The organism is Stenotrophomonas sp. BIGb0135, from assembly GCF_024810105.1.
In the GTDB taxonomy this organism is placed as follows: Bacteria; Pseudomonadota; Gammaproteobacteria; order Xanthomonadales; family Xanthomonadaceae; genus Stenotrophomonas; species Stenotrophomonas maltophilia_AB.
In genome coordinates, this window is record NZ_JANUDX010000008.1 from 59,567 (window position 1) to 81,536 (window position 21,970).

Sequence of the window (21,970 nt, forward strand, 5' to 3'; positions counted from 1 at the left end):
AGCCGGTCACGGATCCACTGAGAGGTCAGACCACCTGGCCGGCGGCGTGGCCGCTGGCCCAGGCCCATTGGAAGTTGTAGCCGCCCAGCCAGCCGGTCACGTCCAGCACTTCCCCCACGAAGTGCAGGCCGGGGACCAACTGCGATTCGAACGTACTGGAGGACACCTTGCGGGTGTCCACCCCGCCCAGGGTGACCTCGGCGGTACGGTAGCCTTCGGTGCCGCTGGCCACCAGCGGGAACGCCTGCAGCAGGGCGGCGGCCTGGCGCAGCTGCGGCGCGTCGATCTGCTTGACCGGACGGTCCGGCAGCCAGTGCTCGCACAGGCGCAGCGCCAGCCGCCGCGGCAGCACCTCGGACAGCACCGTGCGCAGTTCGGCCGCGCCGCGGTCGCGCTTCATCGCCTGCAGCCAGGCCTCGGCATCCTGGCCCGGCAGCAGGTCCAGGTGCAGCGCGTCGCCGGGCTGCCAGAACGAGGAGATCTGCAGGATCGCCGGGCCACTGATGCCGCGGTGGGTGATCAGCATGGAATTGCTGAAGGCCACGTCGTTGCAGCGCGCCGTCACCGGCAGCGCCACCCCGCTGAGGTCGTTGAAGCGTTCCTGGTGCGTGCCGCTGAGGGTCAGCGGCACCAGCCCGGCGCGGGTCGGCAGCACCTCATGGCCGAACTGGCGGGCCAGGTCGTAGCCGAAGCCGGTCGCGCCCAGGCTGGGAATGGACAGGCCGCCGGTGGCCACCACCAGCGAGGCGGCATGGAACTGCCCCTGCGCGGTGGTCACGTGGAAACCATCGGCGCCGCGCTGGACGTCGGTCACCGCGCAGTCGGTGCGCACCTGCACCCCGGCTGCCTGGCATTCGTCCATCAGCATGCGCACGATCTGCTTGGAGGAGATGTCGCAGAACAGCTGGCCCAGTTCCTTCTCGTGGTAGGCGATGCCGTGGCGCTCGACCATCTCGATGAAGTGCCAGGGCGTGTACCGGGCCAGCGCCGACTTGCAGAAGTGCGGGTTGGCGGAGAGGAAATTGGCCGGCGTGGTGCCGGTGTTGGTGAAGTTGCAGCGCCCGCCGCCGGACATGAGGATCTTCTTGCCGACCTTGTTGGCATGGTCGATCACCAGCACCATGCGCCCGCGCTGGCCGGCGGTGAGCGCACACATCAGCCCGGCCGCGCCCGCGCCGATCACCAGTACATCGCATCGGATCACGGACATCGCAGCGGACTCAGGCCTGCGGCTTCTGCTTGCGCCAGGTGGGGATGACGCTGAGCTGGGCCTTGTCGGAGGTCAGCTGCACTTCGCCGTCCTGGATCTGCACGTCCCATTGCATGGTGCGCTCGATCTGCGCGCCCCATTCGGTGACGAACTCACCCGGCAGGTCCATCACCTCCAGCACCGCCAGCTTCTTCAGCGCCGAGGCGTTGCGATCCCACCAGATATCGGCCGCGCGGCCGCCGTAGGTGACCAGCTGCACCGCGCGTGCGCGGCCGGCAGCCTTGCGCAGGCGCGACTCGTCCGGCTGGCCCAGTTCGATCCACAGCTCGATGTCGCCGGTGTAGTCGCGGCGCCACAGGTCCGGCTCATCGTCCACGCTCAGGCCGCGGCCGAATTCCAGGCGGTCGTCGGCGTTCAGCGCGAACGCCAGCAGCCGTACCATCAACCGGTCATCGGTCTCGGAGGGATGCTGGGCCAGGGTCAGCGAATGGCTGGCGTAGTAGCCGCGATCCATGTCGCTGATCTGCAGTTCGGCCTTGCGGATGGTGGCGGTGAGGGCCATGGGGATACCGGGAGCAAAGAGGACCATGATAGTGGTTTGCCCCCGGGGTGTCCGATGCGGTGCTTCTGCATCGCCGCCATTGGTGGCACGCTTCGCTGCCTGCCGCCCTTGGTTGCCCGGTCCATGCCACGCCCCGTCCCCGTTGCCTGCAGATCGATGGCGCCACCTTCACCCTGTAGCGTGCGCGTGGCACGTGCCGGCGTGCCTGCGGCCGTGGTCTTGACCGCCCACGGGGCGGGGCGGCACCTGCTGGCGGTGGCCCGCCTGCCCGCCGACGCGCAAGACCTAGGCGGGGCGCCGGCGTGACCGCGCCCAGCCGCCTGCAGCTGCCGCCTGGGCCGTGGCCGACCCTGCTGGACGGGCTGTGTGCGCGCTTCCCGCGGATCGACCGCGCGCAATGGGCGGATCGTTTCGCGCGTGGCCGGGTGCAGGATGCGCAGGGCAGGGCGTTGGCCCCGGACGGCCCCTGGCAGGTGGGGCTGGAGATCCGGTACTTCCGTGAGGTGGTCGACGAGGCGGTGATTCCGTTCGCCGACGCCATCCTCTACCAGGATGCGGACCTGCTGGTGGCCGACAAGCCGCATTACCTGCCGGTCACCCCGGCTGGCCGGCACGTGCGCGAAACCCTGCTGGCGCGGCTGGTCGCGCGGACTGGTAACGCGGACCTGGTGCCGCTGCACCGGCTCGACCGGCTGACCGCGGGGCTGGTGCTGTTCTCGACCCGGCCGGCAACCCGTGATGCCTACCAGCGCCTGTTCCGCGAGCGCCGCATCGACAAGACCTACGAGGCGCTGGCCCCGGCACTGCCCGGGCTGGTGTTCCCGCTGGAACGGCACAGCCGGCTGGTGCCGGGGGAGCCGTTCTTCCGCATGGCCGAGGCCGAGGGTGCGCCCAATGCGCGGACCCGGATCGAAGTGATCGCCGCCGAGGGGCCGCTGTGGCGCTACCGGCTGCACCCCGAATCGGGCCGCAAGCACCAGTTGCGGGTGCATATGGCGGCGCTGGGCGCGCCGATCGTGGGCGACGACCTGTATCCGTACCTGCGCCAGGATGCGCCCGGCGAGGGGGCGGGGCCGCTCCAGCTGCTGGCGCGGGAACTGGCGTTTGCCGATCCGCTGGATGGCGCGCAGAGGCGGTTCAGCAGCGCCCTCCGCCTCGGCTAGTACGCGCGCTGCGGCCCGGCACTACGGCGGGTGGCAATGTCGGGGGGCCGGGCGGCGCCGTTGCCGTTCAGCGCACTGAACGCTGCGCCAGCCAGCGGTCCAGTTCCGCCGCGAAGGCCTGGCGCTCGCGCGGGCCCAGCGGCGGTGGGCCGCCGGTCTGGATGCCTGCGCCGCGCAATTCCTCCATGAAGTTCCGCATCGACAGGCGTTCGGCCATGTTGTCCGGGGTATACAGCTGGCCGCGGGGGTTGAGTGCCACGGCGCGTTTTTCCAGGACCAGCGCAGCCAGCGGGATGTCCTGGGTGACCACCAGATCGCCGGCGGACACCCGCGCAACGATGGCGCTGTCGGCCACGTCCAGGCCCGGCGGCACCTGCAGGAAGCGAATCACCCGCGAGGGCGGAACGCGCAGCCCGTGGTTGGCCACCAGGGTCAGCGGGATCGTCACCCGCTCGGCGGCGCGGAACAGGATGTCCCGGATCACCACCGGGCAGGCGTCGGCGTCGACCCAGATGCGGCGGGTGGCAGAACTTGAATCGGGCATTTGGCTGATCTTAAGGTAGGAAAAGTCTGAATAGGCGCGATGAATTGGTGTAGGATGGGCCAATCCCTTGTCGCGTCAGGCGGGACGGGGGGATGGCTGAATAAACCAGCTATCGCTTTTTCGGTAAAACACGAGTATCGTCCCCCACACTGTGTTTGCTAGGGTCACCGTGAATCGTGGCCTGGTGCAGTTGATCTCACGATCTGCTCATCGATCCGCTTTACCAACGCCTGCAACTCAGTCTCGGCGCCCACAATGGGCGGCCGCGATTATTTCAACTATTGTTTCAGGAGTTTGTACATGTCTGATCGTCAGAGCGGCACCGTCAAGTGGTTCAACGATGCCAAGGGCTTCGGCTTCATCACCCCGGAAAGCGGCCCGGACCTCTTCGTGCACTTCCGTGCCATCCAGGGCACCGGCTTCAAGTCGCTGCAGGAAGGCCAGAAGGTGACCTTCGTCGCCGTGCAGGGCCAGAAGGGTATGCAGGCTGACCAGGTGCAGGCGGTCTAATCGACCCCCCGCTACCGTCAGGTTGCAATGAAACGCCGGAAGCGAAAGCTTCCGGCGTTTTTTATTGCGCGCGTGCCGGGCAACGACATCGTGGTGGCCGCCCGCCGGTTACGATGACGCTTTGAACCCTGCGGACGCGTCGATGATCAAAGTGCACCACCTGGACCACTCGCGCTCGCTGCGCGTGCTGTGGATGCTCGAAGAGCTGGGCCTGCCGTACCAGGTCGTGACCTACCAGCGCGACCCGAAGACCTGGCTGGCCCCGCCGTCTCTGCGCGAGGTCCACCCGCTGGGCAAGTCGCCGGTGCTGCAGGACGACGCACTGGTGCTGGCCGAGTCCGGGGCGATCCTGGAGTACCTGGCCGACCGTTATGACAGTGGCCGCCAGCTGTCGCCCGAGCTGCTGCCCGCGCAGGCCAGCGAGCGCCTGCGCTACCGCTACTGGATGCACTACGCCGAAGGCTCGGCGATGCCGCCGTTGCTGATGAGCCTGGTGTTCGCCCGGGTGCGCAAGGCGCCGATGCCGTTCTTCGCCCGCCCGATCGCCCGCGGCATCGTGGACAAGGTGATGAAGCGGTTCGTGGGCCCGCAGCTGACGCTGCACCTGCAATGGATGGAGCGTGAGCTGGGCCAGTCGCCGTGGTTTGCCGGCGAGCGCTTCACGGCGGCTGATATCCAGATGAGCTTCCCGATCCAGGCCGCCGCCTCGCGCGCTGGCGGCATGCAGGCCTACCCGAAGCTGCAGGGTTTCCTTCAGCGCATCGAGCAGCGTCCGGCCTATCAGCGCGCCAGTGATCGGGGCGGGGCGCTGGACCTGGGCGCCGGCACCGCCTGAGCTTGCGGGGGCGTCGCGGCGCCCCCATTTCGTGGTGATGAGCACCCCATCCCTGCAGTTCGACAACCGTTTCATCGAGGCACTCCCGGGCGACACGGAAACCGGCCCGCGGGTGCGTGAGGTGCGCGGCGCGGCCTGGTCGTCGGTGCTGCCGACCCCGGTCGCCGACCCGCAGCTGCTGGCGCTGTCGACGGAGGTTGCCGCGCTGCTCGGGCTGGGCCCGGATCTCACCGGCAGCTCCGATTTTGCCCGCGTGTTCGGCGGCAATGCGCTGTATGCAGGGATGCAGCCGTGGGCGGCCAACTATGGTGGCCACCAGTTCGGTCACTGGGCAGGCCAGCTCGGCGACGGGCGCGCGATCTCGCTGGGGGAGCTGGTCACCGCCGCGGGGACGCGCTGGGAGTTGCAGCTCAAGGGCGCTGGCCGCACCCCGTATTCGCGCGGTGCCGACGGGCGCGCGGTGCTGCGCTCGTCGATCCGGGAGTTCCTGTGCAGCGAGGCGATGCACCACCTCGGCGTGCCGACCACGCGCGCGTTGAGCCTGGTCGGCAGCGGCGACCGCGTGGTGCGGGACATGTTCTACGACGGCAACGCACGCCCCGAGCCGGGCGCCATCGTCTGTCGCGTCGCGCCGTCGTTCATCCGCTTCGGCACGTTCGAGTTGCCCGCCTCGCGCGGCGACGTGGCGCTGCTGCGGCAGTTGGCCGATGCCTGCATCGCGCGCGACTTCCCCGAACTGGCCGATGCCGGCACCGAGCGCCATGCCCGCTGGTTCGCCCTGGTCTGCGAACGCACCGCGCTGATGGTGGCGCACTGGATGCGGGTCGGCTTCGTGCACGGGGTGATGAACACCGACAACATGTCCATCCTCGGCCTCACCATCGATTACGGTCCGTATGGCTGGGTGGACGACTACGATCCGGACTGGACCCCCAACACCACCGACGCGCAGGGCCGACGTTATCGCTTCGGTACCCAGCCGCAGGTGGCGTACTGGAACCTGACCCGGCTGGCGCAGGCCCTGTCGCCCCTGTTCGACGACGTGGCCCCGCTGCACGCGGGCCTGGCCCATTTCCAGTCGGTCCATGCGCGGCGCGAGCGCGAGGACATCGCCGCCAAGTTCGGGTTGGCGCAGTGCCGCGAGGACGATGTGGCCCTGCGCGCGGCCTGGCTGCAGATCCTGCAGGACGGCGAGATGGACATGACCCTGGCGTTCCGGGGGTTGATGGCAGTGGACCCGCAGGCGCCGACAGTGACGGTGCTGGAGGAGGCCTTTTACAACGCCGAGCGCCGTGATGCCGTGCTACCGGCGTTGCAGGCCTGGCTGCAGCAGTACGCGGCCCGGTTGCGTGACGACCCGCTGGACGCGCAGGCACGCCAGCAGCAGATGGCCGCGGCCAACCCACGGTATGTGCTGCGCAACTGGCTGGCCCAGGAAGCGATCGAGCGCGCCGAGCAGGGCGACCTCGGCGGCGTGCACGCGCTGCAGGCGGTGTTGCGCCATCCGTATGACCTGCAGCCCGGCCGCGAACACTACGCCGGCAAGCGACCTGAATGGGCGCGCGACAAGGCCGGCTGCTCGATGCTGTCCTGCAGTTCCTGATCGACACTGAAAACACCGGGATGCGTGCTCCGGGCCTTGCGCGGCAAGGCCGGCCGACGGACGGTGGACGCTGCCGCACCGCGGTCTACGACAATGGTCGTAGCGGATAAGTTCGATAATCGCACGCGCAGTCGATAAACGCACTTGAATGGTGCGGTGCGATAAACCTACTTTCAATTCCGTTCCACGCGATCCACCCCTGGCGGGCGAGGGCAGTGCCCATCGGTACTGAAGCCAGGTGCAGGGGAAAGACCGCCGGAGTCCCTTTCCCTGTGCGGAGCCTGCGCATGCGTTGCCGTCTGTCTGTCGTTTCCCTGTCCCTGCTTGCCCTGCTGCCGTCGCTGGCCCAGGCCTACCAGGCCGAGCCGCCGCGCGAGGCGCTGCAGGTGCTGCACGTGGACCGCTATGCCGATGACGCTGCGCCCGGCTCGCTGCGCTGGGCGATCGGCACCGCCAACCAGGCGCCGGGGCGCTACCGCATCGAGATCGCCGCAGTGGGCGAGGCGCCGTACGTGATCCGCCCCGCCACGCCGTTGCCGGCGATCGTCGGGCCAGTGCAGATCGTCGGCACGCCCTGGGCCCACGATGGCCAGTACGTCGCCATCGACGGCTCGGCCTATGTCACCGGCACCGGCACCGATGCCTGCCCGGGCGCCGAGCCGGGCCAGTCCGGCACCAATGTCCGCACCACCACGCTGCCCGGCCTGGTCCTGCGCGATACGCGCGGCGTCGAGCTGAGCGGGCTGGAGATCCGCAACTTCTGCATCGGCGTGCTGATCAACCGCAGCAGCCACAGCGAGATCCACGACAATCGCATCGTCGCCAACAAGGGCGGTGCCGGGATCATGCTCACCGGCGACGATGGCAAGGGCCAGTCCACCGCTGCCACGACGGTGCACAACCGCATCGTGCGCAACCAGTTCCTCGACAACGGCGACGGCCTGGAGCTCACCCGCGGCGCGGCCTGGAACCTGGTCGCCGACAACCTCTTCCAGTCCACCGCCGCCAACCCGGAGCCGTCGCAGGGGATCGAAATCCTGTGGGGCAACGACAACACGGTGGTGCGCAACCGCTTCGTCGACTACTCCGACGGCCTGCAGATCAACTGGGGCAACCGCAACTACATCGCGGCCAACACCTTCACCGGCAATTCGATCGGGCTGAGCATCACCGGCAGCGACAACGTCGTCGACGGCAACACGATCAGCGGCAATGGAATCGGCATCGCAGTGCGGCCGCAGCCGGTCAGCGCACCCAACCGGTTCAGCGCGAACGTGATGGTCGGCAACGGGCTGCCGATCGAGCGTTGCGAAGCCGGTGGCGCCTGCGTCAAGGGCCAGGCGCGCGGGGCGATCGTGTTCGGCGTGCCGGGGCTGGAACACGCCGCGTTCGTCGGTTCGCGTGGGCGTGGGGTGGAGAACGATCCGGCCAAGCGCGCCCGCATCTGCAGCGCGGCCGATACCACCGGCTGCCAACCGGTGCCGAATCTGGGCCAGGCCGCGCCGGTGCTGCAGGCCGTGCAGGGCAAGGGTGCCGCGCGCACGCTGCGGGGCGTTTTCCAGGGCGTGCCGGGGCAGCGCTACCAGCTCGAGGTGTTCGGCAACCGTGCCGCCAACGGCAGCGAGGCCGAACGCCTGCTGGGCAGCACCGAGGCAGTCACTGACGCGCGCGGCCAAGGGCACTTCACGTTGGCCCTGCCGGCGACCACCGATATCGCCACGCTCACCGCCACCGCAACGTCGGCGCTGGGTGCCACCTCCCCATTGAGCGCGCCGCTGTCGCTGCGCTGACCAGACCCCGAGAGATCCCGATGCGTACTCCGACCCCGACGTACCTGGCCATCGCACTGTGCACCGCGTTGTCCGTGCCCGCATGGGCCCAGGCCCAGGACAGCAATCGCTACGACGGCAAGACCCTGACCGGCGACTGGGGCGGTACCCGCACCGCGCTGGACGAGCAGGGCATCCGCTTCCGCGGCGACTACGTGGGCGAGGCGATGGGCGTGGTCGACGGCGGCTATGGCCGCACCGGCGCACGCTACGCACAGCAGGTGCGGGTCGGCATCGACCTGGACATGGGCCGGCTGGCGGGGTGGGACGGCGGCGCCTTCCACGTGACCCTCAACGACCGCCGCGGCAACAGCACCTCGGCCGACCTGGTCGGCAACCGCTTCCCGATCCAGGAAGCCTACGGCGGCCAGTACACCCGCCTCACCGAGGCCAGTTACGACCAGACCTTCAACGCCGGCCAGTCGTATTTCAAGCTGGGCTACTACGCCATGGGCAACCAGTTCGGCGTGCACAGCCTGCTGACCCACTTCGTCAACGCCGCCTTCTGCGCGCATCCGCTGGCGATGTCGGGCAACAGCGGCTGGTACAACTATCCCACCGCACGCTGGGGCGGTGAAGTGGCCCAGCAGATCAGCCCGGCGGTGAACGTGCGCACCGGCTGGTTCCAGGTCAATCCGAACCTGGGCGGCAACATCGAACGCAACGCGTTCCGGCCCTTCGTCTCGGGCACCACCGGTTCGCTGATCCCGCTGGAAGTCACCTGGACCCCGGCCAAGGGCGGTACCTATCCGGGCGTGTACAAGTTCGGCGGGTACTACGACACCTCGCGGGTGGCCCAGCGCGGGCTGGATACCTCGCCGACCACCGGCCGCCATGGCGCCTACGTGCTGGCCGAGCAGCGCCTGACCCGCGAAGCCGGCGACCCGCAGCGCGGGCTCACCGCGTTCGCGCAGTACATGGTCTCGGATACCGACACCGCGCAGATCCGCCGCTGGTATGCACTCGGCGGCGTCTACCAGGGCATCGGCGCGCGTGCGCAGGACAGCATCGCGCTGGGGTACGTGGGCGCGGACATCAACCGCCGCCTGGTCGGCGCGCGCCGCGCCAACCTGGCCGACATGGGCGTGCCGCTGGATTCGCCGCTGTACCAGCTCAGCCAGGCCGAAGAGCTGTTCGAACTGTCCTACAGCATCCAGGTCAATCCCTGGCTGATGATCCGCCCGGACGTGCAGTACATCGTCAATCCCGGCACGTTCGCCTACACCCGCACCGACAACGCGTGGGCGTTGGGCGTGCAAGCCAAGGTCACCTTCTGATGCGCGCACTCACCCGCTTGTTCCTGGCCGCCATGCTCGGCGGCGTCGGTTCCATCGCCCAGGCCGCCCCCGTGCCGGTGACCCCGTTGCAGGTTGGCGCGCTGCGCATCGGCGAGGGGGCACCACGCACCATCGTGCCGATCACCGGGGCCACTGCCGAGCTCGCCCTGCAGCAGGCCGCCGCGATCGCGGCCAGCCCGTCCACGGATGTGGCCGAGTGGCGCATCGACTACCTGGACATCGCCACCGACGGCAAGGCATTGGTCGCGCTCGGCAAGCGCATCGCGCGCGCGCTGCAGGGCAAGCCGATGATCGTCACCTTCCGCACCCAGGCCGAAGGCGGCAGCAAGCCGATCAGCGATGCCGACTATGCGGCGCTGTACAGCACGCTGCTGCGCGGCGACTTCGCCCAGTTGATCGACGTGGAGATGTTCCGCGACCCGACCCGGGTGGCCGCACTGGTGGCGCAGGCGCACAAGGCCGGGGTCAAGGTGGTGATGTCCAGCCATGACTTCCACGCGACGCCGGCGCGCGAAGAGATCGTCGCGCGCCTGTTGCGCCAGGAAGCGCTCGGTGCCGACGTGCTGAAGATCGCGGTGATGCCGCAGGACGCCGGCGACGTGCTCACCCTGCTTCAGGCCACCTGGGACGTGCGCCAGCGCAGCAGCAAGCCGCTGCTGACGATGTCCATGGGCGGCACGGGCGTGGTTTCGCGGCTGGCCGGGGAGACCTTCGGCCAGGCGCTCACCTTCGGGATGATCGGCACGCCCTCGGCGCCGGGCCAGGTCGAGGTCGATCAACTGCAATCGGTGCTCCAGGTCATCCACGCCTCCAGCAAGGCCGGTCGATGAGGCCTCCCCGCCGGATGTTTTTTTCCGCACGACGTCGTCGCAGGACCCCCGCATGAGCCACGCCAGCGCCTCCGCTCCACCGCTCGTTCTGGAGCGGATGAGTTCCTTCCAATGGACCGCCATCGCCATCTGCGTGCTGTTGAACATGCTCGATGGCTTCGATGTGATGGTGATGGCCTTCACCGCGCCGCATGTGTCGGCCGACTGGGCACTGTCGGGCAAGGTGCTGGGGGTCATGCTCAGCGCCGGGCTGGTCGGCATGGCGCTGGGCTCGTTCCTGCTCGCGCCGCTGGCCGATCGCTGGGGCCGCCGGCCGATGATCATCGTCTGCCTGGTGATCCTCACCCTCGGCATGGCCGCCTCGGCGCTGGCGGCCAACGCCTGGCAGCTCGGCGCGCTGCGCGTGTTCACCGGGATCGGCATCGGCGGCATGCTGGCAGGCGTGGGGGTGATCACCGCCGAATATGCCAATGCGAAATGGCGCAGCACCGCCGTGGCGATGCAGGCCACCGGCTACCCCATCGGCGCCACCCTGGGCGGCCTGCTGGCAGCCTGGATGCTGGAGCATTTCAGCTGGCACAGCGTGTTCCTGATCGGGGCCGGTGCCTCGCTGCTGTGCATCCCGCTGGTGCTGAAGTGCCTGCCCGAATCGCTGGACTTCCTGGTCGCGCGGCGCCCGGCCGATGCCTTGCCGCGGCTCAACGCACTGCTGGCCCGCATGCACATGCCGGCCTTGCAGGCGCTGCCGCCGGCACCGGTGCGTGGCGATGGGCGCAAGGGCTATGCGGCGCTGTTCGTCGGCGACCTGCGCAAGGTGGCCGTGCTGATCGCGATGGCGTTCTTCCTGCACATGTTCGCGTTCTACTTCGTGCTCAGCTGGACGCCCAAGCTGCTGGTCTCGGCCGGTGTCTCGGCGCAGCAGGGCATCACCGGCGGGGTGCTGCTCAACCTCGGCGGCATCGTCGGCGGCAGCCTGTTTGGCTGGCTGGCCTCGCGCTGGGCGTTGTCGCGGTTGACCGCGGCGAGCCTGCTGCTGGCCATGCTGGCGATGCTGCTGTTCGCCGGCTTCAACACCCGTCTGGAGATTGCCTTCCCGATCGCCTTCGTGATCGGCGCAGCGCTGTTCGGTGCGATGGCCGGGCTGTATGCAGCGGCTCCGGTGGTGTTCGCGGCAGACGTGCGCACCACCGGGCTCGGCTGGGCGATTGGCATCGGGCGCGTCGGCGCGATCCTGTCACCGCTCAGCGTGGGCCTGCTGGTCGATGCAGGCTGGTCGCCGGCGGCGTTGTACGTGCTGTGCGCGCTGCCGCTGGCGCTGGCCGCCTGGGCGTGCCTGGGGCTGCGTGTCGGCGTTGGCCAGACGCGCACCTGAGCGCCCGGGGAAAATGACAATGATGTGCGATTATCGAATCAAGTGGCCGAATATCGGATTGACCGTGCAGGGCGCGCTCCGCACCATGGTCGCTTCCAGAGTCTTCCCGCACGTGGCCGTGCATCGCAGTGCGCGGCAAGGAGCAATGCAGTGATCGACAAGACCGTGGCCAGCGCTGACGCAGCGGTGGCCGATATCCACGACGGCGCCACGGTGATGATCGGCGGCTTCGGCACCGCCGGCATGCCCGACGCGCTGATCGATGCGCTGATCGCACAGGGCGCGCGCGAACTCACCATCATCAACAACAACGCGGGCAACGGCGACAGCGGGCTGGCCGCGCTGATCCAGCACAAGCGCGTGCGACGCATCATCTGTTCGTTCCCGCGGCAGGCCGATTCGCAGCATTTCGATGCCGCCTACCGTGCTGGCGAGATCGAACTGGAGCTGGTGCCGCAGGGCAACCTCGCTGCGCGCATCCACGCCGCCGGGTCCGGGCTGGGCGCGATCTTCACCCCCACCGGCTATGGCACCGAGCTGGCCGAGGGCAAGGAAACCCGCGAAATCGACGGTCGCCACTACGTGCTCGAGTACCCGCTGCACGCCGACTTCGCGCTGATCAAGGCCCACCAGGGCGACCGCTGGGGCAACCTGGTGTACCGCAAGACCGCGCGCAACTTCGGCCCGCTGATGGCGATGGCCGCACGCTGCGCGATCGTCCAGGTCGACGCCGTGGTGGCGTTGGGCGAGCTCGATCCCGAAGCGGTGGTCACCCCGGGGATCTTCGTGCAGCGCGTGGTCGAACTGCCTGCATCCGCCGCTGAAGGAGCCCGCGCATGAACCGCCTGAGCCGCGAACAGATGGCTGCCCGCGTCGCCCGTGACATCCCGGAAGGCGCGTACGTGAACCTGGGCATCGGCCTGCCGACCACGGTGGCCAACTTCCTGCCGGCCGACAAGGACATTTTCCTGCAGTCGGAAAACGGATTGCTCGGCATGGGCCCCGCACCGGCGCCCGGCGAGGAAGACCCGGACCTGATCAATGCCGGCAAGCAGCCGGTGACGCTGCTCACCGGCGGCTGCTATTTCCACCACGCCGATTCGTTCGCGATGATGCGCGGCGGCCACCTCGACATCTGCGTGTTGGGCGCGTTCCAGGTGTCGGCGCAAGGCGACCTGGCCAACTGGAGCACCGGTGCGGCCGATGCGATTCCGGCAGTAGGCGGTGCGATGGATCTGGCGATCGGTGCCAAGCAGGTCTTCGTGATGATGGACCTGCTCACCAAGCAGGGGCAGAGCAAGCTGGTGGCCGCGTGCAGCTATCCGCTGACCGGCCTGCGCTGCGTGTCGCGGGTCTATACCGACGTGGCCGTGTTCGACCTGGGCAAGGACGGCGCGACTGTGCTGGAGATGGTCGACGGGGTGACGCTGGCGCAGCTGCGCGACCTGACCGGCCTGCCGCTGCAGATGCGTGAAGGAGCCTGACATGAGCCTGCAGGAAACCTATATCGTCGATGGTATCCGCACCCCGATCGGCCGCTATGCCGGTGCGCTGTCGGGCATCCGTGCCGACGACCTCGGCGCGATCCCGATCAAGGCGCTGCTGGCGCGCCACCCGCAGCTGGACCCGGCGCTGATCGAGGAGGTGTACCTGGGCTGCGCCAACCAGGCCGGCGAAGACAACCGCAACGTGGCGCGGATGAGCCTGCTGTTGGCCGGTTTGCCGGTCAGCGTGCCGGGCAGCACCATCAACCGGTTGTGTGGCTCGGGCCTGGATGCGATCGGCACGGTGGCCCGCGGCATCGCCGCCGGCGAACTGGGGCTGGCCATCGCCGGTGGCGTGGAGTCGATGTCGCGCGCGCCGCTGGTGATGGGCAAGCCGGGCAGCGCATTCGCACGCGACCAGATCCTGGAAGACACCACGATGGGCTGGCGCTTCATCAACCCGCGCCTGCGTGAGCTGCACGGCGTGGAAACCATGGGGCAGACCGCGGAAAATGTCGCCGAGCGCTACGCGATTTCACGCGATGACCAGGATGCGTTCGCGCTGCGCAGCCAGCAGCGCACCGCCGCGGCCCAGCAGCGTGGCTTCTTCGAGGGCGAGATCGTCGCGGTGGATGCGCCGGGCCGCAAGCGCGGCGAAAGCGTGCGCGTGGAGCACGATGAACACCCGCGTGCCGACACCACGATGGAGGCGCTGGGCAAGCTCAAACCGCTGTTCCGTCAGCCGGGTACCGTCACCGCCGGCAATGCCTCGGGCATCAACGATGGCGCGGCGGCCCTGCTGCTGGCCTCCGGCGCGCAGGTGCAGGCGCTGGGGCTGACCCCGCGCGCACGAATTCTCGGCTTTGCCAGCGCAGGCGTGGAGCCGGCGGTGATGGGCATGGGCCCGGTGCCGGCCAGCCGCGCATTGATGGCGCGGCTGGGGCTGTCGATCGGCGACTTCGACGCCATCGAACTCAACGAAGCCTTTGCCTCGCAGGGCCTGGCCTGCCTGCGTGAGTTGGGCCTTGCCGATGATGCCGTGCACGTGAACGCCAATGGCGGCGCCATCGCGCTCGGCCACCCGCTGGGCATGAGTGGTGCACGCCTCGCGCTGACCCTGCTGCGCCAACTGGAGGCCGGCGGTGGACGGCGCGGCCTGGCGACGATGTGCATCGGTGTCGGCCAGGGCGTTGCGCTGGCCATCGAACGCGTGTGAACCGCGTGCCTTCTTCCTGTTTCACGGCCGCTGCCCGCCTTGCATGGCAGCGTGCCGGTGCCACCCAGCCGCGGCCTCCGGGCCGCCCGCCACTTGGAGTACGCCATGAGCGATCCCACTGACCTGCGCGGTTACCGCAGGCCGTATCCCGGCACCCAGCCGGCGCGCATCCACCTGCCGTATGCGTCCACCCGCCTGCGCGGCCCCGGCCGCGATCCGATCCAGATTCCGGCCACGCTGTCCGAAGTGACCGGGCCGACCCTGGACCGCATCACCCTGGGCGAGCACGCCGCCGACCTCACCGCCGGCTTCAAGGGCCAGCCGCTCGGCGAACGCATCGTCGTGAGCGGGCGCGTGCTGGACGAGAACGGCCGCCCGGTCCGCAACAGCGTGGTCGAAGTCTGGCAGTGCAATGCGGCGGGCCGCTACCTGCACAAGGGCGACCAGCACGATGCGCCGCTGGACCCCAACTTCACCGGCACTGGCCAGGTGCTCACCGACGACCACGGCCGCTACCGCTTCACCACGATCAAGCCGGGCGCCTACCCGTGGCGCAACCATTACAACGCGTGGCGGCCGGCGCATATCCATTTCTCGCTGCACGGCGAGGGGATCGGCCAGCGCCTGGTCACCCAGATGTATTTCCCCGGCGACCCGTTGCTGGCCTACGACCCGATCTACAACTGCGTGGACGATCCCAAGGCTCGCGCGCGCATGGTGTCCTCGTTCGACTGGGAAAACACCGCGAACGAATTCGCCCTGGGCTACCGTTTCGACATCGTCTTGCGTGGCCGCAAGATGACCGTGTGGGAGTAAGCAGATGAGTTTCCAATCCACTCCATGGCAGACCGTGGGCCCGTACTACCGGCTGGGCCTGGAACCGCTGTACCGCACCGACATCGCACCGGCCCAGGCGCAGGGCGATCGCGTGCAGGTGCAGGGCCAGGTCTTCGACGGCGTCGGCGTGCCGGTGTCCGATGCGGTGCTGGAGATCTGGCAGGCCGACGCGCAGGGCATCTATGCCCACCCCGAAGACCCGCGCCATGCCGACCACGACCCGGCGTTCGACGGCTGGGGCAGGGTACCCACCGATGAACACGGCCGCTTCGCCTTCAGCACGATCCGGCCTGGCAGCGTGGCCGGCCCGGGCGGGCGCGCGCAGGCCCCGCACCTGATGGTGCTGGTGTTCATGCGTGGCCTCTTGCGCGCCGCCAGCGCACGGCTGTACTTCAGCGATGCGCCCGGCAATGCCGCCGATCCGATCCTCGCGCTGGTCCCGGCCGAGCGCCGTGGCACGCTCATCGCGCAGGCGCAGGGCAATGGCGTGTACCACTGGGACGTACGCATGCAGGGCGAGCACGAAACCGTGTTCTTCGATTACTGATGTGGCCTCCACGCCTGCCGGCGGCCGGCGCGGGTAAGCTGTCCCGGTCCTGGATGGAGCTGGTTTGATGCACGATTCGCATTCCCTGCTGGGCGGGTTGTTTGGCGATCCGGTGGTGGACGCCCTGTTTACCGACGCCGCGCGGGTGCAGGCGATGCTCGACGTGGAAGCGGCGCTCGCCCGCGCGCAGGTGCGCTGCGGGGTGATCCCCGCCGCCGCGCTGGCCCCGATCGAGGCCGCCTGCCAAGCCGGACACTACCCGCTTGATGCGCTCGGCCAGGCCACCGCGCTGGCCGGCAACCCGGCCATCCCGCTGGTCAAGGCGCTCACCGCGCAGGTGCGCCAGCACGATCCCGACGCGGCGCGCTGGGTGCATTGGGGGGCCACCAGCCAGGACATCATCGACAGCGGCGCCATCCTGCAGTTGCGTGACGCGCTCACCCGCGTCGAGGAGCGGCTGCAGGTGCTGTGCGCCGCGTTGGCGGGTCTTGCCGATGCCGAGCGCGATACCGGGCTGCCCGGGCGCACCCTGCTGCAACAGGCCGTGCCGGTCACCTTCGGGCTGAAGGCGGCGGGCTGGCTGGATGCGCTGCAGCGCAGCCAACGACGATTGCAGGCGCTGCGCAGCGATACGCTGGTGCTGCAGTTCGGCGGTGCCGCCGGCACGCTGGCCTCGTTGCAGTCGCGCGGGCTGGACGTAGCGCTGGCGCTCGGCGACGCGCTCGACCTGCCGGTGCCGTCGCTGCCCTGGCACACCGCACGCGACCGCATCGCCGAACTCGGCAGCGCCTTCGCGCTGCTCACCGGGACCCTTGGCAAGATCGCCACCGACATCGTGCTGCTGATGCAGTCCGAGGTCGCCGAAGCGTTCGAGCCAAGCGGCGAAGGCAAAGGCGGCTCCTCGGCGATGCCGCACAAGCGCAACCCGGTGGGGTGCGTGGCGGCGATCGCCGCGGCCACCCGCGTGCCGGGCCTGCTGTCCACGCTGTTCGCGGCGATGCCGCAGCCGCATGAGCGCGCTGCGGGGCAGTGGCACGCCGAATGGGAGACCGTGCCGGAGATCGTGCGCCTGTGCGCCGGCAGCCTGGCCCAGGTAAGCGTGGTCGTGCAGGGCCTGCAGTTGGACCGCCCGCGCATGCAGGCGCACCTGGACAGCCACGGTGGCCTGCTTTACGCCGAAGCGGTGGCGGTGACCCTGGCCGGCACGCTCGGCAAGGCCGCCGCGCACGCACTGGTGGAAGAAGCCGCGCGGCGTGCGCTGGCCGAGTCGCGGCATCTGGGCGACGTCCTGCAGCAGATGCCCGAGGTGGCCGCGCAGCTGCCGCCCGCACAGTTGCAGGCGTTGTTTGCCGCCGACAGTTGGCGCGGCATGGCCGATACCTGGATCGACCGCGTGCTTGCGCGCGGCTGATCCGTTTCCTGGAGTACTGCATGCCGTTCCTTGATCTGCCCCTGCACCGCATTCACTACCGCGTCGATGGACCGGTGGATGCGCCCTGGCTGACCTTCTGCAACTCGCTGGGCACCGACCTGCACATGTGGGATGCGCAAGTGGACGCGCTGGCCGCGCAGTTCCGCATCCTGCGCTACGACCGCCGCGGCCACGGCCAGTCCAGCGCGCCGCCGGGCGCGTACAGCGTGGCCGACCTGGGCGCGGACGTGCTGGCCCTGTGGGACCACCTCGGGGTGGAGCGCAGCCATTTCTGCGGGCTGTCGATCGGCGGCCTGACCGGCCAATGGCTCGGTCTCCATGCCGGCGCGCGGCTGCGCACGCTGACCGTGGCCGCGACCGCAGCGAAGATCGGCACGGCCGAGAGCTGGCAGGCGCGCATCGCGCAGGTCGAGCAGGACGGGCTGCAGCCGTTGCGCGCGGGCACCGCCGAACGCTGGTTCACCCCGGCCTTCGCTGCAGCGCAACCAGCCGTGGTGGACGACATCCTGCAGCGCTTCGTCGCCACCCGCGTGGCCGGTTACATCGGCTGCTGCCATGCCGTTGCCACCGCCGACTTCCGCGGCGCGCTGGCCGGCATCACGGTGCCGACGCTGGCCATTGCCGGCGATGACGACCCCGTCTGCCCGCCATCGGACCTGGCGGCGATCGCCGCCGGCGTCGCGCAGGGGCAGGCCATCGCGGTGCCGGGTCGCCACATCTGCAACCTCGAATCGGCCGGTGCGTTCACCGCCGCGCTCGCCGCACACCTACGCTGAACCGGCCAGGTGCCGACCGTGGGTCGGCACGCCCACCCCAACAGAGGCATCCCCAATGGACGAACAGGAACGCTACGAAGCCGGCCTCGCGGTACGCCGCGCCGTGCTCGGCGAGGCCCACGTGGAGCGCTCGCTGCAGGCGCGCACCGATTTCACCGAGGAGTTCCAGGCCTTCATCACGCGCACCGCGTGGGGCACGGTATGGACGCGCGATGGCCTGCCACGGCACACGCGCTCGTTGCTCACCATCGTGATGATGGTGGCGCTTGGCCACGACGAAGAATTCAAGCTGCACATCCGCGCGGCGCGCAACAATGGCGTCACCGCCGACCAGATCAAGGAGGCGCTGCTGCAGGCGGCGATCTACTGTGGCGTGCCGGCGGCCAACCATGCCTTCGCACTGGCCAGGCCGATCCTGGAAGAACAGGCCAACGAATCCACGCCCTGACGGAAGGGCCGGCGGCTGGCCGGCAGCCCTGCAAGGCGCAACGGCGCGTTACTGCAACAACGTCCCCAGCCGCTGCGCCGCCTCACGCAGGCGCGGCAGCAGCTGCGACTGCATCACGCCCAGGCTGATGCGGCCGGCCTGGGTGCCGATGTTCAACGCACCCACCACGTTGCCACTGCGCGCATGCACCGGCACGGCAATCGAGCGCAGCCCGATCTCCAGCTCCTGGTCGACCAGGGCGACGCCTTCGCGACGGACCCGCTCCAGGGTGTCGAGGAACTCGTCCATGCGCGTCACGGTGCGCTCGGTGCGCGGTCGCAGCGGGTTGCGCTCCAGGTAGCTTTCCAGCGTGTCGCGCGGCAGTGCGGCCAGCAGCACGCGGCCCATCGAGGTGCAGTACGCCGGCAGGCGGCTGCCGGCACGCAGCCCGATCGACATGATCCGCACCGTTTCGGCACGTGCCACGTACAGCACGTCGTCGCCATCGAGCACGCCCAGCGAGCAGGACTCGTGCACATCGTCGCGCAGTGCATCCAGCACCGGCTGCGCGGCGGCGGTCATCGACGAGGACGCGACGTACGCCCCGCCCATGCCCAGCACGCGCGGCAGCAGCACGAAGCCGCGGCCCTGTTCGCCCACGTAACCGAGCTTCTCCAGCGTGTACAGCACGCGGCGCACCGCGGCGCGGGAAATCCCGGTCTCGGTGCTGATCTGCGACATGGTCACTTCGCGCGGATGTTGCGAGAACACGCTCAGCACCACCAGGCCACGGCCCAGCGAGGTCATGAAATCCGGATCGCCCTGGTTGTCCTGTATCTGCTGCATCAGCTCATGGCTGAGGCCGCGGTCCTGCGGCGGGGCAGGGACGCGCTTGGGGCGACGGCTGGGAGGTACGGCGGACATGGCGGTGTGTCGTGCTCGGTGATCGTGCATGGTAAAGGCTGCACGCAGCGAAGCGAAGCCGATGCGCCACGGTCGGGCGACCGTGGCGCGCGTGGCTCAGTGCGCGGTCGGCAGCGCGTAGGCGATCACGTAATCACCGCGATCCGGCGACTGGCGCGCGCCGCCGGCGGAAATCACCACGTACTGGCGCCCGGTCGTCGGCGACACATAGGTGATCGGCGTGCCCTGGCTGCCCACCGGCATCCGCGCCTTCCACACTTCCTTGCCGCTGCGGCTGTCGTAGGCGCGCAGGTAGTAATCCTGGGTACCGGCGAAGAACAGCAGGCCGGACTGGGTAGCCAGCGAGCCGCCCAGGGTGGGCATGCCGATCGGGATCGGCAGGCGCATCTTGATGCCCATCGGACCGGTGTCCTTCACCGTGCCCACCGGCACCTGCCAGACCAGCTGGTGGGTGGCCAGGTTGATGGCCGACAACGTGCCGAACGGCGGCTTCTGGCAGGGAATGCCGAGCTTGGACAGGAAGCGGTCGCGCAGCGAGCCGTACGGCGTACCGGTCTGCGAGGCCGCGCCCATTTCCACGCCGCCGGCGCCGGTGGTCATCTGTGCACGCGGGATCAGCTTGGTCCACAGGCCCAGGCGCATGTCGTTGACGAAGAGGTAGCCGGTGGTCGGATCGACCGAGGCGCTGCCCCAGTTCATGCCGCCCAGCGAGCCAGGCCACTGCAACGCCAGGTCCTCGCCCGGCGGGGTGAACATGCCGTCGTAGCGGAAGCCCTTGAACTGGATGCGGCACAGCATCTGGTCGATCGGCGTGGCGCCCCACATGTCCGATTCGGTCAGCGTCTGCGCGCCGATCTGCGGCAGGCCCACCGACAGCCGTTGGGTGGGCGAATACCGCTCGCCGTCGGCGTGGCCCTGCGGTGCCTGGATGTCGCGCACCTCGGTGATCGGCTGGCCGGTGGCGCGGTTGAGCATGAACACCTGGCCGGCCTTGGTGATCTGCAGCAGTGCCGGCAGGGTGCCACCCTTGCCGTCGGGCACGTCGGTGAGGGTGGGCTGTGCGGGCAGGTCGTAGTCCCACAGGTCGTGGTGCACGGTCTGGTAGACCCAGCGCTCCTTGCCGGTGGCGACGTCGAGGGCGACCACGGCCGAGCTGTACTTGTCGTCCTGCGGAGTGCGCTCGCCGGCCCACTGGTCCGGGGTGGTGTTGCCGGTCGGCAGGTAGACCAGGCCCAGCTGCGGGTCGTAGGCCATGGAGGTCCACACGTTCGGGGTGGCGCGCGTGTAGTGGATGGACGGATCCAGCGGCACGTCCGGGGTCTGCTTGGACAGGTCCCAGACCCAGGCCAGCGCACCGCTGCGCACGTTGTACGCGCGCACCACGCCGGACGGCTCGCCGACCTCGATGTTGTCGGCCACGCGGCCGCCGACGATCACCAGCTCACCGGCCACCAACGGCGCGGCGGTGAGGGTGTAGAAGCCGGGCTTGATCTCGCCCATGCCGACCTTCAGGTCGACCACGCCATTAACGCCGAAGTCCGGGCAGGCCGCACCGGTGGCCGCATCCAGGGCAAACAGGCGCGCGTCGATCGAGGTCATCAGGATGCGCTTTTCGCACAACGCCGGGGCGGGGGGCGCGGCGGCCAGGGCGGGCGCCGGGGGTGCGGGGGCGGGGGCAGCGACCGCGGCGGCCACGGTTGGCACGCCCGCGATCGGCAGGCTGGCGTCGAAGTAGCCCAGTCCACGGCAGCGCTGCCAGTTCGGCGCGGTCGCCTTGGGATCGAACGACCAGCGCTGCTTGCCGCTGTCCACGTCCATCGCGATCACCTGGTTGTGCGGCGTGCACACGTACAGGGTCTGCCCGATCTGCAGCGGGGTGACCTGGTCCTCGGCACCGAAGCCGTCGCTCTGCGGGACATCGCCGGTATGTGCGGTCCAGGCGACCTGCAACTGGTCCACGTTGTCCGGGGTGATCTGGTCCAGCGCGGCGAAACGGGTGCCGCCGGTGGTGTTGCCCCAGTGCATCCAGTCACGCTGTTCGCTGCCCTTGGCCACCGGCACCACGGCCGGTCGCTGGCCCTGCGCGGTCACCACCGGGCGCGGCTGGAACGCCGAGACGGCGGTGGCGAGCAGGCCGACCAGCAGCAGCGCGGCCACGCCGTACGCGCCGCGTCCGGCGGGCACGCCGCGGGCGCGCCGCAACGCGGGCCAGGCCAGCGCCACCAGCAGCGCCAGCACCGCCGGCATCACCAGGCGCGAGACCAGCGGCCAGAATTCCAGGCCCGCATCGGCCACGGCCCAGACGGCGGTGGCCACGAAGGCCACGCCATACACAAGCGCGCCCGCGGGGCGGCGTGCGGCCACCAACACGCCGGCCAGCAGCGAGGCGGCGCCCATCAGCAGGAAGTACACACTGCCGCCCAGTTGTACCAGGCGGATACCGCCGACCAGCAGGGCCAGGCCGAACAGCATGACCAGCACGCCGAGCAGGATGACCAGGATCCGGCAGGTCGCCGACTGTTTCTTGTTCTCGTTCACGTTGCATGAACCTCTACAGAGGAAACCCATTGC

21 protein-coding genes are annotated in these 21,970 nt (G+C 69.5%); 16 read left to right on the forward strand and 5 right to left on the reverse strand.

Features of this window, described 5'->3' with window-relative positions; genetic code table 11:
- Positions 1-25: 25 nt before the first annotated feature.
- Both M2421_RS15480 and M2421_RS15485 read right to left on the reverse strand, forming a co-directional pair.
- Complete coding sequence (locus M2421_RS15480; RefSeq protein WP_259208347.1) at positions 26-1,210, reverse strand: NAD(P)/FAD-dependent oxidoreductase; 1,185 nt, start codon at positions 1,208-1,210, stop codon at positions 26-28.
- A gap of 10 nt (positions 1,211-1,220) precedes the next feature.
- Positions 1,221-1,772, reverse strand: a complete 552-nt coding sequence (locus M2421_RS15485) for a YaeQ family protein (protein WP_259208348.1) — start codon at positions 1,770-1,772, stop codon at positions 1,221-1,223.
- A gap of 302 nt (positions 1,773-2,074) precedes the next feature.
- Between M2421_RS15485 and M2421_RS15490 the strand changes: the two genes are divergently transcribed.
- On the forward strand, positions 2,075-2,935 hold the full coding sequence (locus M2421_RS15490) for a pseudouridine synthase (protein WP_259208349.1): 861 nt from the start codon (positions 2,075-2,077) through the stop codon (positions 2,933-2,935).
- A gap of 67 nt (positions 2,936-3,002) precedes the next feature.
- Here the strand turns inward: M2421_RS15490 and M2421_RS15495 are convergent, their stop codons facing one another.
- On the reverse strand, positions 3,003-3,479 hold the full coding sequence (locus M2421_RS15495) for a YaiI/YqxD family protein (RefSeq protein ID WP_259208350.1): 477 nt from the start codon (positions 3,477-3,479) through the stop codon (positions 3,003-3,005).
- A 300-nt stretch (positions 3,480-3,779) separates the two neighbouring features.
- Between M2421_RS15495 and M2421_RS15500 the strand changes: the two genes are divergently transcribed.
- The 15 genes from M2421_RS15500 to pcaC all read left to right on the forward strand — a co-directional run bounded on the left by M2421_RS15500 (position 3,780) and on the right by pcaC (position 18,496).
- Positions 3,780-3,989: a cold-shock protein gene (locus M2421_RS15500; RefSeq protein ID WP_006451993.1), complete on the forward strand. Its 210-nt coding sequence runs from the start codon at positions 3,780-3,782 to the stop codon at positions 3,987-3,989.
- A gap of 142 nt (positions 3,990-4,131) precedes the next feature.
- Entirely contained in the window at positions 4,132-4,824 is a 693-nt protein-coding gene (locus M2421_RS15505) for a glutathione S-transferase (protein ID WP_259208358.1), read from the forward strand.
- A 37-nt stretch (positions 4,825-4,861) separates the two neighbouring features.
- Complete coding sequence (locus M2421_RS15510; RefSeq protein ID WP_259208360.1) at positions 4,862-6,427, forward strand: protein adenylyltransferase SelO; 1,566 nt, start codon at positions 4,862-4,864, stop codon at positions 6,425-6,427.
- Positions 6,428-6,714: 287 nt separating this feature from the next.
- Positions 6,715-8,217, forward strand: a complete 1,503-nt coding sequence (locus tag M2421_RS15515) for a right-handed parallel beta-helix repeat-containing protein (RefSeq protein WP_259208362.1) — start codon at positions 6,715-6,717, stop codon at positions 8,215-8,217.
- A gap of 20 nt (positions 8,218-8,237) precedes the next feature.
- Complete coding sequence (locus M2421_RS15520; RefSeq protein ID WP_259208364.1) at positions 8,238-9,533, forward strand: carbohydrate porin; 1,296 nt, start codon at positions 8,238-8,240, stop codon at positions 9,531-9,533.
- Complete coding sequence (gene aroD / locus M2421_RS15525; protein ID WP_259208366.1) at positions 9,533-10,384, forward strand: type I 3-dehydroquinate dehydratase; 852 nt, start codon at positions 9,533-9,535, stop codon at positions 10,382-10,384. The genes M2421_RS15520 and aroD overlap by 1 nt, the downstream gene beginning before the upstream one ends.
- Positions 10,385-10,481: 97 nt before the next feature.
- Positions 10,482-11,756: an MFS transporter gene (locus tag M2421_RS15530; RefSeq protein WP_259208367.1), complete on the forward strand. Its 1,275-nt coding sequence runs from the start codon at positions 10,482-10,484 to the stop codon at positions 11,754-11,756.
- A 150-nt stretch (positions 11,757-11,906) separates the two neighbouring features.
- Positions 11,907-12,596 (forward strand): 3-oxoacid CoA-transferase subunit A, encoded by a 690-nt coding sequence (locus tag M2421_RS15535; protein WP_259208368.1) that lies wholly within the window; start codon positions 11,907-11,909, stop codon positions 12,594-12,596.
- Positions 12,593-13,240 (forward strand): 3-oxoacid CoA-transferase subunit B, encoded by a 648-nt coding sequence (locus M2421_RS15540; RefSeq protein WP_259208371.1) that lies wholly within the window; start codon positions 12,593-12,595, stop codon positions 13,238-13,240. Before M2421_RS15535 ends, M2421_RS15540 begins: the two co-directional genes overlap by 4 nt.
- 7 nt (positions 13,241-13,247) lie before the next feature.
- Positions 13,248-14,456 carry a 3-oxoadipyl-CoA thiolase gene (pcaF, locus tag M2421_RS15545; protein ID WP_259208621.1) on the forward strand — a complete coding sequence of 403 codons (1,209 nt, stop codon included), beginning with the start codon at positions 13,248-13,250 and terminating at the stop codon, positions 14,454-14,456.
- 105 nt (positions 14,457-14,561) lie between these two features.
- The gene (gene pcaH / locus M2421_RS15550; protein WP_259208373.1) at positions 14,562-15,272 is read left to right on the forward strand and encodes a protocatechuate 3,4-dioxygenase subunit beta; all 711 of its coding nucleotides are present in this window, start codon (positions 14,562-14,564) and stop codon (positions 15,270-15,272) included.
- A gap of 4 nt (positions 15,273-15,276) precedes the next feature.
- Entirely contained in the window at positions 15,277-15,840 is a 564-nt protein-coding gene (gene pcaG, locus M2421_RS15555; protein WP_259208376.1) for a protocatechuate 3,4-dioxygenase subunit alpha, read from the forward strand.
- A gap of 67 nt (positions 15,841-15,907) precedes the next feature.
- Positions 15,908-17,251 (forward strand): 3-carboxy-cis,cis-muconate cycloisomerase, encoded by a 1,344-nt coding sequence (locus M2421_RS15560; protein ID WP_259208378.1) that lies wholly within the window; start codon positions 15,908-15,910, stop codon positions 17,249-17,251.
- Positions 17,252-17,271: 20 nt separating this feature from the next.
- Positions 17,272-18,048, forward strand: coding sequence for a 3-oxoadipate enol-lactonase (gene pcaD / locus M2421_RS15565; RefSeq protein ID WP_259208381.1), 777 nt, complete (start codon positions 17,272-17,274; stop codon positions 18,046-18,048).
- A 55-nt stretch (positions 18,049-18,103) separates the two neighbouring features.
- Complete coding sequence (pcaC, locus tag M2421_RS15570; protein WP_259208383.1) at positions 18,104-18,496, forward strand: 4-carboxymuconolactone decarboxylase; 393 nt, start codon at positions 18,104-18,106, stop codon at positions 18,494-18,496.
- Positions 18,497-18,544: 48 nt separating this feature from the next.
- On the opposite strand, the gene M2421_RS15575 is transcribed toward pcaC, so the two are convergent.
- Both M2421_RS15575 and M2421_RS15580 read right to left on the reverse strand, forming a co-directional pair.
- Complete coding sequence (locus tag M2421_RS15575) at positions 18,545-19,399, reverse strand: IclR family transcriptional regulator C-terminal domain-containing protein (protein WP_259208385.1); 855 nt, start codon at positions 19,397-19,399, stop codon at positions 18,545-18,547.
- Between the two features lie 96 nt (positions 19,400-19,495).
- Positions 19,496-21,937, reverse strand: a complete 2,442-nt coding sequence (locus tag M2421_RS15580; RefSeq protein WP_259208387.1) for a membrane-bound PQQ-dependent dehydrogenase, glucose/quinate/shikimate family — start codon at positions 21,935-21,937, stop codon at positions 19,496-19,498.
- Between the last annotated feature and the right edge of the window lie 33 nt (positions 21,938-21,970).